At 68.5% G+C, this 17589-nt stretch carries 14 protein-coding genes; 5 read left to right on the top strand and 9 right to left on the bottom strand.

Annotated features, from left to right (window positions below):
- Positions 1 to 26: 26 nt before the first annotated feature.
- From ilvD to ACX40Y_RS17600, 6 genes are all read right to left on the bottom strand, one after another.
- Positions 27 to 1748: a dihydroxy-acid dehydratase gene (gene ilvD / locus ACX40Y_RS17625; RefSeq protein WP_459120885.1), complete on the bottom strand. Its 1722-nt coding sequence runs from the start codon at positions 1746 to 1748 to the stop codon at positions 27 to 29.
- A 32-nt stretch (positions 1749 to 1780) separates the two neighbouring features.
- Positions 1781 to 2518, bottom strand: coding sequence for an N-formylglutamate amidohydrolase (locus ACX40Y_RS17620; RefSeq protein ID WP_459120884.1), 738 nt, complete (start codon positions 2516 to 2518; stop codon positions 1781 to 1783).
- Entirely contained in the window at positions 2493 to 3239 is a 747-nt protein-coding gene (locus tag ACX40Y_RS17615) for an enoyl-CoA hydratase/isomerase family protein (RefSeq protein ID WP_459120883.1), read from the bottom strand. Before ACX40Y_RS17615 ends, ACX40Y_RS17620 begins: the two co-directional genes overlap by 26 nt.
- Before the next feature lie 127 nt (positions 3240 to 3366).
- Entirely contained in the window at positions 3367 to 4206 is an 840-nt protein-coding gene (locus tag ACX40Y_RS17610; RefSeq protein WP_459120882.1) for a 4-(cytidine 5'-diphospho)-2-C-methyl-D-erythritol kinase, read from the bottom strand.
- Entirely contained in the window at positions 4203 to 5774 is a 1572-nt protein-coding gene (locus ACX40Y_RS17605) for a tetratricopeptide repeat protein (RefSeq protein ID WP_459120881.1), read from the bottom strand. The genes ACX40Y_RS17610 and ACX40Y_RS17605 overlap by 4 nt, the downstream gene beginning before the upstream one ends.
- 1 nt (position 5775) lies before the next feature.
- Complete coding sequence (locus ACX40Y_RS17600) at positions 5776 to 7428, bottom strand: electron transfer flavoprotein-ubiquinone oxidoreductase (RefSeq protein WP_459120880.1); 1653 nt, start codon at positions 7426 to 7428, stop codon at positions 5776 to 5778.
- 127 nt (positions 7429 to 7555) lie between these two features.
- Between ACX40Y_RS17600 and ACX40Y_RS17595 the strand changes: the two genes are divergently transcribed.
- From ACX40Y_RS17595 to moaB, 3 genes are read left to right on the top strand one after another with little or no spacing between them, the layout of a single operon-like run.
- The gene (locus ACX40Y_RS17595) at positions 7556 to 8278 is read left to right on the top strand and encodes a uracil-DNA glycosylase family protein (RefSeq protein WP_459120879.1); all 723 of its coding nucleotides are present in this window, start codon (positions 7556 to 7558) and stop codon (positions 8276 to 8278) included.
- Positions 8275 to 10092: a lytic transglycosylase domain-containing protein gene (locus tag ACX40Y_RS17590; protein ID WP_459120878.1), complete on the top strand. Its 1818-nt coding sequence runs from the start codon at positions 8275 to 8277 to the stop codon at positions 10090 to 10092. The genes ACX40Y_RS17595 and ACX40Y_RS17590 overlap by 4 nt, the downstream gene beginning before the upstream one ends.
- Positions 10082 to 10609: a molybdenum cofactor biosynthesis protein B gene (moaB, locus tag ACX40Y_RS17585; protein WP_459120877.1), complete on the top strand. Its 528-nt coding sequence runs from the start codon at positions 10082 to 10084 to the stop codon at positions 10607 to 10609. The genes ACX40Y_RS17590 and moaB overlap by 11 nt, the downstream gene beginning before the upstream one ends.
- 7 nt (positions 10610 to 10616) lie before the next feature.
- On the opposite strand, the gene ACX40Y_RS17580 is transcribed toward moaB, so the two are convergent.
- The gene (locus ACX40Y_RS17580) at positions 10617 to 10955 is read right to left on the bottom strand and encodes a VOC family protein (RefSeq protein WP_459120876.1); all 339 of its coding nucleotides are present in this window, start codon (positions 10953 to 10955) and stop codon (positions 10617 to 10619) included.
- Between the two features lie 56 nt (positions 10956 to 11011).
- On the opposite strand from ACX40Y_RS17580, the gene ACX40Y_RS17575 reads away from it, so the two are divergent.
- The gene (locus ACX40Y_RS17575; RefSeq protein WP_459120875.1) at positions 11012 to 12082 is read left to right on the top strand and encodes a PA0069 family radical SAM protein; all 1071 of its coding nucleotides are present in this window, start codon (positions 11012 to 11014) and stop codon (positions 12080 to 12082) included.
- 4 nt (positions 12083 to 12086) lie between these two features.
- Here ACX40Y_RS17575 and ACX40Y_RS17570 read toward each other — a convergent pair whose 3' ends face one another.
- On the bottom strand, positions 12087 to 13508 hold the full coding sequence (locus ACX40Y_RS17570; RefSeq protein WP_459120874.1) for a hypothetical protein: 1422 nt from the start codon (positions 13506 to 13508) through the stop codon (positions 12087 to 12089).
- Positions 13509 to 13562: 54 nt separating this feature from the next.
- On the bottom strand, positions 13563 to 14801 hold the full coding sequence (locus ACX40Y_RS17565; protein WP_459120873.1) for an SGNH/GDSL hydrolase family protein: 1239 nt from the start codon (positions 14799 to 14801) through the stop codon (positions 13563 to 13565).
- 162 nt (positions 14802 to 14963) lie between these two features.
- On the opposite strand from ACX40Y_RS17565, the gene ACX40Y_RS17560 reads away from it, so the two are divergent.
- Positions 14964 to 17579, top strand: coding sequence for a M1 family metallopeptidase (locus ACX40Y_RS17560; protein WP_459120872.1), 2616 nt, complete (start codon positions 14964 to 14966; stop codon positions 17577 to 17579).
- The last annotated feature ends 10 nt before the right edge of the window (positions 17580 to 17589 follow it).

Raw genomic sequence — 17589 nt, 5'->3', positions numbered from 1 at the left:
GGGCCGCCCGCCGCGCGGTTCCGCTGCTAGATATCCGCGTAGACATGGGTTTCGGCGCTGGCTCCAGGGTGCGTCACCGCCCCCTTATAAGCCGGGCCCACATTCTGGGAATAGCGCCACAGCGCCCCCGCCTGATAGTCGTTGGTCCGCGGCTGCCAGCGCGTGCGGCGCTCGGCGAGCACCTCCGCCGGCACGCCGAGATCGATCGTTCCCGCTTCGGCATCGATGCGGATCATGTCGCCATCCTCAACCAGCGCGATCGGCCCGCCTTCGGCCGCCTCCGGCCCGACATGGCCGATGCAGAAGCCGCGCGTCGCGCCGGAGAAGCGGCCGTCGGTGATCAGCGCCACCTTCTCGCCCATGCCCAGCCCGTAGAGCGCGGCGGTGGTGGACAGCATCTCGCGCATGCCGGGGCCGCCCTTCGGCCCTTCATAGCGGATGATGATCACCTCGCCCTCGTTGATCCGGCGGTGCTCGACCGCCTCGAACGCATCCTCCTCACAATCGAACACGCGGGCCGGCCCTTCGAACTGGAGCCGCTTCATCCCCGCAACCTTCACGATCGCCCCCTCGGGCGCCAGCGTCCCGCGCAGGCCGACCACGCCGCCGGTCGGCGACAATGGCGCCTTGACGTCGTAGATCACCTTTTGGTCGGGATTCCATGTGACCTGATCGATATTCTCGCCGAGCGTCTTGCCGGTCACAGTCAGGCAGCTGCCGTCCAGCAGGCCGTTCGCCAGCATCGTCTTCATCAGCATATAGACGCCGCCGGCCTCGTGCATGTCCTTGGCGACATACCTTCCACCCGGTTTCAGGTCCGCAATATAAGGTGTTGTTTTGAAAGCCTCTGCAACATCGTGCAGATCGAACTCGATGCCCGCTTCATTGGCCATCGCCGGCAGGTGCAGCGCAGCGTTGGTCGAGCCACCGGTCGCCGCGACGACACGCGCGGCGTTGATGAAGGCGGCGCGCGTTGCGATGTCGCGCGGGCGGATATTCCGTTCGAGCAGGTCCATCACCTGCGTGCCCGCGGCGATCGCAATCTCTTCGCGGCTCTTGTAAGGTGCTGGCACCATATTGCTGTTTGGCAGGGATAATCCCATCGCCTCGCCCACACAAGCCATCGTGTTGGCGGTGAACTGGCCGCCGCAGGCACCGTGGCCGGGACACGCGACCTTTTCGAGTGCGGTGAGATCCTTGAGCGGACAGTTGCCCGCGGCGAACTTGCCCACGGCCTCGAATACGTCGACGACGGTGACGTCGCGATCCTCATAGCGCCCCGGCAGGATCGAACCGCCATAGACGAAGATCGACGGGATGTTCAGGCGCAGCATCGCCATCATCATCCCCGGCAGCGACTTGTCGCACCCCGCAAAGGCGACCAGCGCGTCATAGCAATGCCCACGCACGCTCAGTTCGACCGAGTCCGCGATCACCTCACGGCTGACGAGCGAGGATTTCATCCCCTGATGGCCCATCGCGATGCCGTCGGTAACGGTGATGGTGTTGAACCGGCGCGGCATGCCGCCACCCGCAATCACCCCCTGGCGCGCGGCATCGGCCTGGAAATCGAGCGTGGTGTTGCACGGCGCGCTGTCATTGCCGGCGCTGGCGAGCGCGACGAACGGCTTGGCGATATCCTCCTCGGGAATCCCCATGGCGTAGTAATAGCTGCGGTGCGGCGCGCGCTCCGGCCCCATCGAGACGTGGCGGCTGGGAAGCTTGGACTTGTCGAATCGGTTGGTCATGGCGCGCAAGCCTATGTCGTGGAACCACCCTTTTACGCAAGACTATTACGCAGAAAATTTGCGAGCGCCGCCAGCCGCTCGACCCAGCTAATGATGCCGGCATCGTCGCGGATCAGATCGTTGCGGATTTCGATCGCGATCGACGGGATTCCCTGCCCCTCGGCATGGCGATTGAGCGTCGCGTTGAGCAGCCGCCCCGAATAGGGTTGATTGTCGCCGGTCACGATCCTCTGCCCGCGCAGAAAGTCGATCGCCGGCGCGGCTGCGCGAACGTCGCGATTGTAGAGAATGCCCGCGTGCCACGGCCGTGCCTCGCCGCCTTGCTCCAGCTGCGGCGTGAAGCTGTGGATCGACAGGATCAGGCGGGGGCGCCGCGCGCGGATCTGCACCGCGATGGCGTGATGATAGGGCCAGTGGAACCGCGCGATGCGCGCCGCCCGGTCCGCCCCGACATTGCCGGGGATCGCATGGCCATCGCTGGCTTCGGGGATCAGCGCGGGATGATCGACTTCGCGGTGGAGATCGATCACCAATCGCGAAACGGTGGCCAGTATCGCAGGCACATCGAGCCGTGCCGCCAATGCCCGCGTCACCGCCGCAGCGCCGATGTCGACGCCGATATGCCGATCGAGCAGGTCGCGATCGATCCTCAGATCGACATCGTCGGGCACCGCGTTCGACGCATGATCGCACAACAGCAGCACGTCATCCGCCGCGCCGTCGATTCGTTCGACCGCCGGCACCTCAGAACACCGCACGGCGACGCTCACGCATCGCGGCGAGCCCCTCCGACAGTTCGGGGCCGCCAAAGCCATTCTCGAACGCCGTATCGAGATCGTCGTCGGCGCCGCGCATCGCTCGCTTCAGCTCGCGGATCGCGTTCGGCGCATTGGCGGCGATGCTGGCGGCAAGGTCGTGCACGGCGCGGCCCGCCTCGGGCGCGCGCAGTTCGACCAGGCCCGCAGCCTCGGCCTCGTCTGCCTCGATCCGGCCGGCGGTGAACAGCATCGTCGCAGCGACGCCGCGGCCGACCTGCGCCACGAGCCGCGCGACATCGACATGCGGATAGCTGATGCCCAGCCGCGCCGGCGTCACGGCGAAATAGGCGTCGTCGCCCGCGACCCGGATGTCGGCGGCGAGCGTCAGCGCCACCGCTGCGCCAAGGCAGCCGCCATCGATCGCCGCGAGCACCGGCATCGGCAGCGCCGCAATCGCATCGATCCCGGCGCGCATCGCGACGCGAAAGCGGGTGCGCATCGCCGGATCGTCGCGCAGCGCTTCGAACTCGCCGATATCGGCCCCGGCCGAAAAAATGCACTCGGCATCGGAGGCGATGATCACGACACGCGCCTCGGCCACCTGCGCCGCCGCGACCGCCAGCGCCTGCCAGCCGGCGATCGGAATCGCGTTTCGCGCGTCCGGTCGGACGAGGGCGATCGTCGCGATCGCGCCGTCCCAGCGCACCTCGATCATCGCGCGGGCTCCAGGCATGGCGCGCAGGCGCGCGCAATCGGCGCGCCCGCGAGCCACCGGTAGACGTCCCGCATCAGCGTCTGATCCGCCGCCGGTCGCCATGCGACGGCAAGCGCTTCCGCCGGGTTAGCGAAGGGGGTTAATTTCATCGCATCCTCGTCGGTGCCCGCCACCAATTCTGCCCCGCCAGCGCATCGGCAGCCGCGTCGCGCGCCGGCGCGTCCTCGAACAGCGCAAAGCAGGTCGCGCCCGATCCCGACATCCGAACCAGCAGCGTCCCCGGCTGTGCCCCAAGTGCGTCGAGCACCCGGTCGATCGCCGGAGCGATTGCGCGGGCGGGCGGCTCGAGATCGTTGCGTCCGGTGCGCGCCACGTCGAGCAGCGCCCCTTCGGCGATCGGGCCTCGATCCTGCCCGTCCCAGGCGGCGAACACCGCCGCCGTCGAGACGGCGACGCCCGGATTAACCAGCAGCACCGGCATGCCCGCCGGCCCCTCGACGGATTCGAGCCGCTCGCCGCGCCCCCGCCCAATCGCGGTCCGACAGATCAGGCAGGCGGGCACATCGGCGCCCAGCGACTCCGCAATCGCAAACAGGCCCTGGTCGTCGAGCGGCACCTGGTGCAGCCTTGCCAGCGCGCGCAGCGTCGCCGCCGCGTCGGCCGATCCGCCGCCGATGCCGGAGGCGACGGGCAGGTGCTTTTCAAGCTCGATCGCGTGCACGCCGCCGCCATAACGGGCGCGGAACGCGCGAGCGGCGCGCAGCACCAGATTGTCGCCTTCGCTCGAAAGCGCCGAGCCGAACGGGCCGGTGAGGCGAAGCCGGTCCGCCCCGCCAGCCTCGTCCGCCGTGAGCCGCACGACATCGCCATGTTCGACAAAGGCGAACAGCGTTTCGAGCTCGTGATAGCCATCGGGGCGGCGATGGCGCACATGCAGTGCCAGGTTGAGCTTCGCCGGGGCGGGCTCGACGATCGTCTCGATCATGGGTTCACCGTCGCCAGGCCCGAATCGAGCTTGCGCGCGATCCGCTCGGCCGCATCATTATCGGCCATCGTCGCCGCCGCACGCCAGGCATAGCGTGCCTCGAAGCGGCGGCCGAGCTGCCAATAGGTATCGCCAAGCCGTTCATTGGCCTCGATCCCGGCCGGCTCACCGCGCGCCGCGCTTTCCAGCAGCGGCACGGCGCGGGCATAATGGCCCTGGCGGTAATAGGTCCAGCCGAGCGCGCTGGCGATTGCCGGGTCCTTGGGCGCCAGCCGGCGCGCGCGTTCGAGCAGCGCTTCGGCAACGGTCGGATCGCCGCCATGCGCGATCTGCGCGTCGCCAAGATAGCGCAGCAGCTCGGGCTGGTCGGGCGCCAGCCGGGCAGCCTCGCGCAGTTCGGGAAGCGCCTCGTCCCAGCGGCCGGCGCGGTCTAGCGCGGTGCCACGGCGGAAATGCAGCGTCCAGTTGCCGTGATCGCCGCCGCGCGCCATCGCATCGGCATAGGCGCGGGCGGCGCCCATGTCGTCACCGGTGCGCGAAAGCAGGTCGGCATAGGTCTGAAGGTCGTCGGCGGTGGCGCGCTTGTCCTCCGCCAAGCTGCGCGCGCCGGCCAGCGCGGTCGCAAGGTCGCCCGCATCGGCAAAGAGCGACACCTCCCCGGCAAGCGCGCGGCGCGCAAAGGGTCCGTCGGGATCGACCGCCGCCAGCGTCGCGAGCGCGAGCCCCTGCGCACCGATATGGCCGAGCGCCCGCGCGAGATCGAGTCGCGCCCGGTCCGCGTTCGGATCGAGCAACAGCGCCGAACGGGTCAGCGTGATCGACAGCGTCGGCACATCCTCCCCTGAAAGGTCGTCGGCCAGCGCCATGAACGCCCGCGACACGCCGAACGCAGCATCGGCGTCGCGGCGCTTGCCGATCTGCTTGAGCAGCGCGCGCGCCTCGCGATCACGCCCGAGCAGCCGGCGCGCATCGCGCCGATCGAGCAGCGATGCCGCGTCGATCCGGTCATCGGGCTCATAGGCGGAGGCGTCGAGCGCGCGCAGCGCGGCAAGGCCGGCATCGGTGCGCCCGTCGGCGATCAGCAGCAAGGCGCGGTGGCGCGCGGTATATCGCCTCGCCAGCGCACGCGGCTCGGCCTGGTCGAGCGCCGCCGCTCCGTCGCCGCCGCGATCCTGCACCAGCCAGGCATCGACCACGGGGGCGAGAAAATCGAGCGGACCGCGACGCAGCCGCTCGACGGCATCGTCGGCGCCCGCCGCGTCCTTTCGCTTCACCGCATCGGCGAGCACCAGCAGCGCGGCATCGGGCGGCGCCACCCCCGCGCGCCGCAGCACGCGCTCAGCCCGCAGCGCGAGCGCGGTGTCGCCGGCTTCCAGCCCCTCACGATAGGCCCGCATCGCGACCACCTGATCGTTGGGCGCAGCCGCCAGCGCGCGGGCATAGCCCTGGGCCGCGAGCAGCGGGGATCCGGCGCTGTCCGCCGCGCGGGCGAGGACATAGTCGGTCAGATCGGCCTGCGCAGCCGCCGGCGCCGCCGCTGCGGCAATGGCGACAAGCGCGGCAGCCATGCTACATGTTCGGATAATTGGGGCCACCGCCGCCTTCGGGTACCACCCAGTTGATGTTTTGCGTCGGGTCCTTGATGTCGCAGGTCTTGCAATGCACGCAATTCTGCGCGTTGATCTGGAACCGCAGATCATCGCCTTCCCCTACAACCTCATACACGCCTGCCGGACAGTAACGCTGTGCAGGCTCGCCGTACACCGGTAGATTATAGGCGATCGGAATGTCCGGGTCCTTGAGCGTCAGGTGAACCGGCTGATCTTCCTCGTGATTGGTGTTCGAGATGAACACCGACGACAGCCGGTCGAACGTCAGCACGCCATCGGGCTTGGGATAGTCGATCCGCGGCGCCTCATCCGCGCGCATCAGGCTTTCGTGGTCGGGGTGATGCTTCATCGTGAACGGCCAGCGCAGCCCGAGATGCTCGCTCCACATCGCCGCACCGGCGAGCAGCGTGCCCCAGCTCAGCCCGAACTTCTTGACCAGCGGCACGACGTTGCGGACGCCGCGCAGCTCGCGATAGACCCAGCTCGCCTCATAGGCGTCGGTATAGCCGGTCAGCTCGTCGCCGGCGCGCCCGGCCTGCACCGCCGCGAACGCCGCTTCGGCCGCCATCATTCCGCTTTTCATCGCGGTGTGCGTGCCCTTGATGCGCGGGACGTTGAGGAAGCCGGCGGAATCGCCGATCAGCGCGCCGCCGGGCGCGGTCAGCTTCGGCACCGATTGCCAGCCGCCGTCCGAAATCGCGCGCGCACCATAGGAAACGCGCTTGCCGCCCTTGAGCAGCTCGGCGATCTCGGGATGCGTCTTCCAGCGCTGCATTTCCTGGAACGGCGACAGCCACGGATTCTTGTAGTCGAGCCAGACGACGAAGCCGAGCGCCACCTGGCCGTCCGCCTGGTGATAGAGGAAACCGCCGCCATTGGCGTCCTCGCCCAGCGGCCAGCCCTGGGTGTGGATCACCCGCCCCGGCACATGCTTGGCGGGATCGATATCCCACAATTCCTTGATGCCGATGCCATAGACCTGCGGTTCGCTGTCGGCGTCGAGCCCGAACTGGCGGATCAGCTGCTTCGACAGGTGCCCGCGCACGCCTTCGCCGAAAAAGGTGTATTTGGCGTGGAGTTCGAGCCCGGGCTGATAGTCCGGCTTGTGCGTGCCGTCGCGCGCGACGCCCATGTCGCCGGTCGCGACGCCCTTCACGCTGCCATCGTCGTTGAACAGGATCTCGGCGGCGGCGAAACCGGGGAAGATCTCGACGCCGAGTTCGCCGGCCTTGTCCGCCAGCCAGCGGCACAGATTGCCCAGGCTGCCGGTATAGGTGCCCTTGTTGTGAAGATAAGGCGGCGTCAGCAACTCGGGCAGCGACGACTTGCCGCTGGCGCTCAGCACCCAGTGATGGTTCTCCGTCACCGGCGTGCGTGCCATCGGGCAGCCATCGTCGCGCCAACCGGGCAGCAGTTCGTCGAGCGAGCGCGGATCGACCACCGCGCCGGACAGGATATGCGCGCCGACTTCGGACCCTTTTTCGAGCACGCAGACCGACAGCTCGCTGCCGGCCTCGGCCGCCAGCTGCTTGAGCCGGATCGCGGCGGAAAGCCCCGCGGGGCCCGCGCCGACGATCACGACGTCATAGGGCATCGACTCCCGTTCGCTCATCCCAATTCCCCTAAGTCCTTCATTGTGCCATGGGCCGCACGCCCGTCGTCGCGCTGCGGCAACGCCTTGTCTAGTCGGCGATGAAGCCAGATTGACCCCGGCGTCAACCGGGATTCAAAGGAAGGCCATGGGGGTGGAACCGGACAATCAGTGGCATCGCACGCTCGCCAGCGCACTCGAATGGTGGGATGATGCCGGCGTCGACACGATCGTCGACGATGCGGTGCGCGACTGGCTCGCCCGCCCTGCCCCGCTTGCGCCCGCGCCGCCGACCGCGCCTGCCGTAGCGGCAGCGCCCGAGCAACTGCCCGGCACCGTCGCCGATTTCATCGCCTGGCGGATCAGCGACGCCGCCCCCGAGGCGGGTTGGACCACGCCGCGCATCGCGCCGGCGATCGTGCCAGATGCGCGGCTGGCCGTAATGATCGACATGCCGGAAGCCGAGGATGAAGATGCGCTGTGGCAGGGCCCAGCCGGCGGCTTGTTCGACAAGATGCTCGCGGCGATCGGGCTGGCACGCGAATCGGTGCAGCTGGTGCCGCTCGCCTTTGCCCGGCCGGTGTCGGGGCAGTTGCCCGGCGATCAGGCCGCGCAGTTGATCGCGCTGGCCGATCATTTCCTGTCGCTGGCCAGGCCGCCCCGGCTGCTCCTGCTCGGTCAGGCGGCGAGCCGTGCGGTTCTCGGGACTGACGCCTGGCCGCCGGACAATTCGATACGCGATCTTAACCATCATGAGACGACGATTCAGGCAGTGGCGACGTTCCATCCGCGCTTGCTGATCGAGCGCCCCGCCCTGAAGCGTGAAAGCTGGAAACATCTGCTGCTGATGAGCCGGGGAACCAAGCTGTGACGATCCGCAACCTGCTGACCATTTGCCTGGTGGCGCTGCCGGTCGTGGCGCATGCCGACGACCGCGTGGGCACGCCCGCCGTCGAGGCGATCGACGAGGGCGCCGGCGCCGCCGCCCCGCGCGAAGGCGATGGCATCCCCGACCAGCTCGACGAGGCGCAGGCCGCCGATTACCGCTTCGTCTTCGCAGCGATCCGCGGCGGCCGCTGGGCCGATGCGCAGATGAAGCTCGATTCGATGAAGCCGGGCCTGCTCCACGCCATCGCGCGCGCCGAACTCTATACCGCCAAGGGCTCGCCTCGCGTCGAGGCCGGGCCGCTGCTCGCGCTGCTCGCCGAAGCGCCCGAACTGCCGCAGGCGGAACAGCTCGCCCGCATGGCCAAGCTGCGCGGCGCGACCGATCTGCCGCAGTTGCCGGTGGCGCAGCGGCTGATCTGGTTCGACGGCGCCCCCGTCCGCCGCCGCGCGCGCTCGATCCGCAGCGACAATGCCGCCACCGAAGTCGCGCTTGCGATCCAGCCGTTCATCAAGGCCGATGACGGCGCCTCCGCCGAAGCCGTGGTCGATCGCTTCGCCGCCGATCTGACGCCCGAGGCGCTGACCGAATGGCAGCAGAAGGTGGCGTGGATCTATTTCACCGCCGGTGACGATGCCAATGCCCGCCGCGTCGCCGCCAAAGCCGAGCAGGGCATGGGCGACTGGGTGGCGCAGGCCGACTGGACCGACGGGCTCGCCGCCTGGCGTCAGCAGGATTGCAACGCCGCCGCCGCATCGTTCGACCGCGTCGCCACCCGCGCCGCCGATACCGAGCTGCGATCGGCCGGCCTTTATTGGGGCTCGCGCGCCGAAATGGCCTGCGGCCGCCCCGATCGCGTCGCCCCGAAGCTTCAGGCCGCGAGCCAATATGGCGAGACCTTTTACGGCCTGCTCGCCCGCGGCGCGCTGGGCATCGAGGAAAAGCCGGGCAAGGGCGAACGCTTCGTCACGCGCGACTGGAAGATGCTCGATCGTCGCCCCAATGTCCGCGTCGCCGCCGCACTGGTCGAGATCGGCGAGAACCGCCTCGCCGACGAGGTGCTTCGTCACCAGGCGAAATTCTGCAATCCGGACGAGCACACCGCGCTCACTCGCCTCGCCGCGCAGCTCAGCCTGCCGCAGACCGAGCTTTGGCTCTCGCACAACGGGCCGGCCGGTGCCCATCCGCTGGTCCAGGCGCGCTACCCGGCGCCGAACTGGACCCCCGCCGGCGGCTGGCGTGTCGACAAGGCGCTGGTCTTTGCCCACACGCTTCAGGAATCGCGCTTCAATTCGGAAATCCGCAGCGCGGCGGGGGCGATGGGGCTGATGCAGGTCAAGACCGGCGCGGCCACCGATGTCGGTCGTCGCCACGGCGTCACCTATGCCGCCGCCGATCTGACCAAGCCCTCGGTCAACATGGAGATCGGCCAGTCCTATCTGGAGCAGCTGCGCGACACCGCCGCGACGCAGGGGCTGCTGCCCAAGGTGATCGCCGCATATAATGCCGGGCCGAGCCCGGTCGAGGCATGGAACCAGGCGTCGCGCGACGGCGGCGATCCGCTGCTCTACATCGAAAGCATCCCCTATTGGGAGACGCGCGGCTATGTGATGACGGTGCTGCGCAACTATTGGATGTACGAACTTCAGGAAGGTCGCCCCTCATCGAGCCGCGTCGCGCTGGCGGAGGGCATGTGGCCGCGCTTCCCCGGGCTTCCCGGCGCGCCGGCGGTGCGCATCCAGCGCCCGGTGGCGATGAGTTCCAGCGGCACGCCGGTGCGGGTCGCGCGTGGCGATTGATCCGACGATCGCGTTCCGCCCGGTGCGGATCGCGGTGCTCACCATTTCGGACACGCGCAGCCTGGCCGAGGATCGCTCGGGCGACCGACTGGTCGATCTGCTCACCGCGGCGGGCCATGTTCTCGCCGCGCGCGACATCGTCCGCGACGATATCGATGCGATCGCCGCACAGCTCGACGCCTGGATCGCCGACCCCGCGGTCGAGGTGGTGCTGACCACCGGCGGCACCGGCGTCACCGGGCGCGACATCACCCCGGAGGCGATGGCACGCGTCGGCGACAAGGAAATTCCCGGTTTCGGCGAGCTGTTCCGCTGGCTCAGCTATGCCAAGATCGGCACGTCGACGATCCAGTCGCGCGCCACCGCCTGGGTGGCGCGCGGTACCTATCTGTTCGCGCTGCCCGGATCGACCGGGGCAGTGACCGATGCCTGGGAGGGCATCCTCGCCACCCAGCTCGACATCCGCCATCGGCCCTGCAACTTCGTCGGACTGATCGCGCGGCTGGAGGAACGCTGAGCCCCTCTCAGTCCGCCATCACCCACGCCGCCAGTTCGTGCCCCTGCGGATCGCGGAAGTGGAACCGCCGGCCGCCGGGAAAGGCGAAGATCGGCACCGTCACCGTGCCGCCTGCCGCCTCGACCGCCGCCAGCGTCGCCTCCAGATCGTCCACCGCGATCACCGGCAGCATCTGCCCGCTGCCGCGCTCGACATCACCGTCGAGTCCCAGATCGGTGTCGCCGCTCATCGTCGCGGCATAGGACGGCCCGAAATCGGTGAACTGCCAGTCGAACGCCCGCTCGTAAAACGCCTTCAGCGCCGGCAGATCGCCCGCCGGAAGCTCGAGATAGTTCAATCGCGCCATGCTGTTCCCCTTACCGTGTTCTTGCTATGTTCTATCGCATGGCATAGCGTCGGGCAATGCCGAAGACTCGTCCGATGCGCGGTGCCACGCTCAATACGGAAAGCAGCCGCTTTCACCTGCCGACCCGCGAAGCCGATGGCGACTGGCTCGACGCGCAGGATAGCATCGACGGCGCGCCGCCGCCGCTGCGCACCACTGTCACCGTGGAGACGCCGCGCACCATCATCAGCCGCAATCAGTCGCCGGACATCGGCTTCGACCAGTCGGTAAACCCCTATCGCGGCTGCGAACATGGCTGCATCTATTGCTTCGCCCGGCCCAGCCACGCGTTCCACGATCTGTCGCCAGGGCTCGATTTCGAAACCCGGCTGTTCGCCAAGCCGGACGCGCCCGCGCTGCTCCGCGCCGAACTGGGCAGGCGCGACTATGTGTGCAAGCCGCTGGCGTTCGGCACCAATACCGATCCCTATCAGCCGATCGAGGCGCGATGGCGGATCACCCGCGGCTGCCTCGAACTGCTCGCCGAATGCCGCCACCCGGTGATGATCACCACCAAATCGAACCGCGTCCTGCGCGACATCGATCTGCTCGCGCCGATGGCGGCGCAGGGGCTGGCGGCGGTGATGGTGTCGGTCACGTCGCTCGATCCGCGCATCGCGATGACGGTCGAGCCGCGCGCGCCGCACCCCGAACGTCGGCTTGCGGCGATCCGCGCGCTCGCGGCGGCCGGGGTGCCGGTGTTCGCCTCGATGTCGCCGGTAATCCCGCACGTCACCGATCACGAGATCGAGCATCTCGTCGAGCGCGCGGCCGAGGCGGGCGCGCGCGGCGCCTTTTTCATGCCGGTGCGGCTTCCCTGGGAAGTGGCGCCGCTGTTCCGCGCCTGGCTCGACACGCATTTTCCCGATCGCGCGGGCAAGGTGATGGCGACGATCCAGTCACTGCGTGGCGGGCGCGACAACGACCCCGCCTTTCACAGCCGGATGCGCGGCCAGGGCCCCTGGGCCGATCTGCTACGCACCCGCTTCCGGCTGGCGGTGCGGCGCCACGGACTGACGGGCGAGCGCGTCGCGCTGCGCACCAATCTGTTTCGGCCCCCCGCCGGGCCGCAGGGCGAATTGTTCTGAGCCGTCAGCGCAGCACGAGCCGCGCGCCGTCGCGCGTGAACGCCACGCCGGTCGCTTCGTAGAGCGCGCCGAGAAACGCCGCCGGATCGCCCACCCCGCGATCGATGAACGCGCGGACCGCCTCACGCTGCGCGGCATCGGCGACCACCGCATCGAACGCCGCCAGCCAGTCAGCCTCGCTCACCTTGCCGTCGGCGCGGTTGGCGTCGATCAGCCCGCGCATCCAGTCGAACAGATCGGCCTTTGTGTCGCGCCGCACCGCGCCTTCGACCGCGATCAGCAGCGCGGCGCCGCAGGCATAGTTGGTCCGCCCCTCGCCGCGTTCGCTGGCCCCGGCAAGCGACTTGCCCGCGCTGCCGGCGATGCAGTCGTCCACCTCGCGCTGCAACTGGCGCTGCGTATCGAAATCGGGGACCAGCCGCTCGCTCGCGCGGATTGCCAGCATGTCGGCGGCACCCTCGGTGATCCACGCCTCAGACCGGCGGGTATAGCTCACCGTCTGCCCCATCCAGAAATGCGCCGATTCGTGGCCGAAGAACCAGCGCAGCCGGTTCATCACCGCCGGGTTGGGCGCCAACGTCTGCTGGCCTGCGATCCGCATCACCACCAGTCCGGGAAGCACGCTGCCGCCCATCGAGGTGCCGGGGTTGCCACCGCCCGCCCAGGCGACCATCGCCATCGGCCGGCCACCGGCGGGCGGCCCAAGGCGTTCACGATAGAGCGCGAAGAGCTGCGGGGTGAAGCGATCGAGCTGCTCGCGGATCCATGCCGGCAGGCCGGGATCGACGATGCCGACAAAGGCCGCGCTCTCGATCGGCGCGGCGGGGCCGTCATAGACATAGCTCGGCTCGCGATCGAGATCGACGCGCACGCTGGATCTGGTGCGAACCCCGCCGCGCAGCAGCACATGGCCGGGATCGCGCATCGTCAGCCGCCCGGGCGCGCTGTCGAACGCGACGCCGTTCAGATCGGCCGGCAGCGCCGCCGCCGCCTCGCGCGAAGCCAGCGGCGCAACCGCATAATGGCCGTCGAACACCGCGACGCCGCCGTCGGAGAACATCAGGAAGGGCGAATAATCGGCCTGGAGCGACTCGTCATACGGCCGGACGCGGATGCGGACATGCCGGATCGGTCCCTTCGTACTGCGCAGCACGTCATAGCCGCCGATCCGCTCCAGCACGACGCCCGGCGTCTCGACCGTCCAGCTCGCGCCGCGCCAGGACTTCCCGTCGAGCCCGGGTTGCGATCGGAGAAAGAACCACAGCGGCGCGGCCCGATCGAACCGGTAATCGAGCACCCAGCCGCCATGCCGATCATGCATCAGCGTGGCGTGATAGCCCTTCGGCGTGGCAGCGGCTGCCGTGACCGGCACCGCGCCTGCCAGCATCGCTGCGGCGAACCCCAGCCATCCCATCCAACGCTTCATCGCCGCCCCGTGTGCTATTTGCCTAACACACGAGGCATAGCGACGATCAGGGGCTCAGCGCAACAGGGCGAGCGGTACCGCCTCCCCCATCGCGCGATAGCCGGCCGTCGACGGGTGCAGGCCGTCGCCGCTGTCGAGATCCTTGCGCAGCCGCGTCGGATCGGCCGGATCGCGCATCGCCGCGTCGAAATCGATCACCGCGTCGAAATGCCCGGGCGCGCGGATCCACGCATTGATCGCCTGACGATCGGCCTCGTTCGCGGCGTCGGGATGATAATAGCCCGATGCGCCATAGGGCGTGATCGTCGCGCCGATCGCCTTGATGCCGTGCGCGTGCGCGCGATCGATCATCTGACGATAGGCGCCGATGATCCGCATGACGAGCGCGGCATGGGCCTCGGCGCTCACCGGCGCGTCGCGGGTCAGCGTGCCGAGATCGTTCACGCCTTCGAAGATGATGACATGGCTGACCCCCGGCGGCGTCAGCACGTCGCGATCGAACCGCGCGAGTCCGTTCGGGCCGAGCCCGTCGTTGAGCAGCCGGTTGCCGCCGATCCCGGCATTGAGCACCGCCACATCGCGCAGCGCGGGCACGGCGCGCAGCCGCTGTTGCAAAGCATCGGTCCAGCGCAGATTGGTGTTGGGCTTCACGCCATAGCCGTCGGTGATCGAATCGCCGAACGCCACCACCGCACGGCCCTTGGCCGATGCCACTTCGATGCCGGAAAGCTGGTACCAGTGATCGAACGTCTTGGCGCCGGGCAGATCGGCGTCGCGAAGATGGTCGCCCCGCGCGACATAGGAGGTCGCGCGCGAGCCCGGATGCCCGGTCTGCCGCGACGGCGTTTCGCCGAAATGCACCGAAACCGCCAGGTCGGCGCCGCCCGCCACCGGCAACTCGACGGGATCGCTCCAATAATCCGCCCCCGCCGGGACGATCGCCGCCGCCGCGCCGCCGAAGCGCAGCGGCCGCAGCGTCGCCGGATCGATCTTCGCGCCATCGGGCGCAATTGCGCGCGCGATCGTCGCGCCGTCGATCTTCAGCGGCTCGGTGCCGAACGCATTGGAAAATCGCACGCGCATCCGCGTCGCCGGCACCTGGAGCCGGACGATCTGGCGCAGCGTCGCATCGTCCAGTTCCTCGTCGGGCAGGCTGCTGTCTTCCCGCGGCACCATCTGCGACGATGCCCATGCGCCGACCCAGCGCGGCTCGCGCTCGTCGCTCGGGCTCGCCTGCGCCGTGGCGGCCGCGAGCAGCGCGATCAGCGTCCATCGCGGAAATCTGGCCACCATTCCTCTCCTTCATCGCTTGTTCTGATATCGCTACCATAGCCGCTCGACCTCGGCCGGCAAGGCACGTGTCCCATCCGCGCCGCCGACGCCATGCCGCCAGTGTGATATTGCAACATGGCACTTCGCCGCATAAGCAGCACGGGTCCTCGAAAAGGAAACCCGATGCGCACGACCCTGTTTGCCTTTGGCGCCCTGTTGCTTCCCGCAGCGGCGCTCGCCCAGTCGCCCGAGCCGCAGGGCAAGCTGCCCGACGACGCGACGCCGCTCGCCTATCGCCTCGACTTCACGATCCTGCCGGAGAGCGACCGGTTCAGCGGCCATACCGAGATCGACGTGCGGCTGAACCACGCCGCCAGCAGCATCTATATGCACGGCCGCGATCTGCACGTGAGCAAGGCGGTGGCGCGCATCGGCAAGAAGGACGTGCCCGTCACCTTCACGCAGAAGAGCCCCACCGGCCTCGCCCAGGTGACGTTCGGCAAGACGGTGCCCGCCGGCAACATCACACTCAAGTTCGATTACGACGCGCCGTTCGGCACCGGCCCGTCCGGACTCTATCACGTCAAGGTCGACGACGCCTGGTACAGCTGGTCGCAGTTCGAATCGATCGACGCCCGCGCCGCCTTCCCCTCGTTCGATCAGCCCGGCTACAAGACGCCGTTCACCGTTTCGATCACCACCCGGCCCGGCTTCGTCGCGGTGAGCAACGCGCCGCAGATCGGCACGCGCAAGGCAGGCAAGCTGGTCACCCATCGCTTCGCACCGACGCTGCCGTTGCCGACCTATCTCGTCGCGCTCGTCACCGGCCCGTTCGCGACCGCGTCGACAATGGTCCCTCCAACGCCCGAGCGCAGCACGCCGCTCCCGCTGGGCATCGTCGGCACCAAGCCCAATGCCGGCGAGTTCGCTTATGTGCGCGACGAATCGGGCAAGATCGTCTCGCTGCTCGAGAAGTATTTCGGTCAGGCATTCCCCTATCCGAAGCTCGATCAGATCGGTTCGCCGGTGATGCCCGGCGCGATGGAGAATGCCGGCGCCGACATCTATGGCGACAGCATCATCTTCCTCGACGAAAAGGATTCGACCGAGCGCAAACAGTCGTTCGGGATGATCGTCGCGCATGAACTGGCGCACCAGTGGTTCGGCGATCTCGTCACCCCCGCCTGGTGGGACGATATCTGGCTGAACGAAAGCTTCGCCAACTGGATGGGCTATCGCATCGGCAACGAATGGCGCCCCGATCTGCACATCGGCGTCAACGCGATCGAGGAGGGGTTCGAGGCGATGGACCTCGATTCGCTCGCTGCTGGCCGGCCGATCCACCAGAAGATCGAAAGCGACGGCGAGATCGACGCCGCGTTCGACCAGATCACCTATGGCAAGGGTGGCCAGGTGGTCGCGATGATCGCCGATTATATGGGCGACGATGCCTTCCGGGAGGGCGTGCGGCTGCACATGAAGCGCCACCGCTATGGCAATGCCACGACCGAGGAGTTTTTCGGGTCGCTGGCCGATGCCGCGCATGATCCGCGCGTGCTCGCCTCGCTCAAGAGCTTCGTCGATCAGCAGGGCGTCCCGCTCGTGACACTGCACCGCGAAGGCGACACGCTGGTCGCCAGCCAGTCGCGCTACGCCTATTTCGGCACCAACCTGCCGGCGCAGCAATGGCTGATCCCGCTGTGCCTGCGCCGCGGCGAAACCAAGAGCTGCACCCTGATCGATCAGCCGCGCGAAACCGTGCAGGCAAAGGGCACCGGCGCGATCGTGCCCAATGCCGGTGGCTGGGGCTATTATCGCTTCGAACTCGATCCCGCCGACTGGGATGCGCTGATCGCCGCCGGCACCACCCTGCCCCAGGGTGAGGCGCTGGCGCTAGACGACAGCGTCTGGGCCAGCTTCTATGCCGGGCGCAGCGACGTGACGCGCCCGATCGCACTTGCGCGCACGATGGCCGCCTATCCGGCGACCAAGATCGTGTTCGACAATGCCGGCCGGATGCGCGACCTCGAAAAGCGCGGCCTGATCCTCCCCTCGGCCCTGCCCGCCTATCGCAAGCTGATCACGAACATCTATTTCCCGATGCTCGGCAAGCTCGGCTTCGATCCCGCCGCCGGCACCTATGCGGATGAAGATGTCGACCAGCGCGACCTGCGCGAGGAAGTGGTGACGCTGCTTGCGGTCACCGGGCATGAGCCCATGCTTCGCGCCAAGCTGGTGACGGCGCTCGACGCCTATCTGGCCGGCGACAAAAAGGCGCTCGACCCAGCCTTCGCCGCCACCGCCGCCACGGTCGCGATCAACGAACGCGGCGTCGAATTCGCGAAACTGCTCACCGAGAAGGCGCTTGCGGGCGACGACCCGATGCTGCGCGCCGCCACCGGGCCGGGCATTGCCGCATCGGGCAATGCCGATGTCGCCCGCTGGTTCCTCAACGACTTCAAGGATCCGCGCCTCGGCTTCCGTCAACGGCTGTTCACCGTCGCGGGCTTCATGCGCTCGCCCTATACGCGCGACGTCGCCAGCGATTTCATGCTGACGCACTTCGAGGAGTTCGTGAAGAATGGCGGCGGCGGCGGTATCTTCTCGGGCCGCGCGGCGCAGATGTTCGGCGTGCTGTGCTCGAACGCACAGGCCGATGCGGTCGACGCCAAGCTGCGCCCGACGATCCAGGGCAGCACGCTCAACCTCGATCGTGCGCTCGACTCGATCCGCACCTGCGCCCGCTTCCGTGACGCCAAGGCGACCGAAGTCAGCGCGGCGATCGCCGCGACGAAGTGATCGCAGACCG

Source organism: Sphingomonas sp. RS6, from assembly GCF_054489705.1.
Note: the sequence above shows the minus strand (reverse complement) of the source record. Positions and strands in the feature narration are given on the sequence as shown.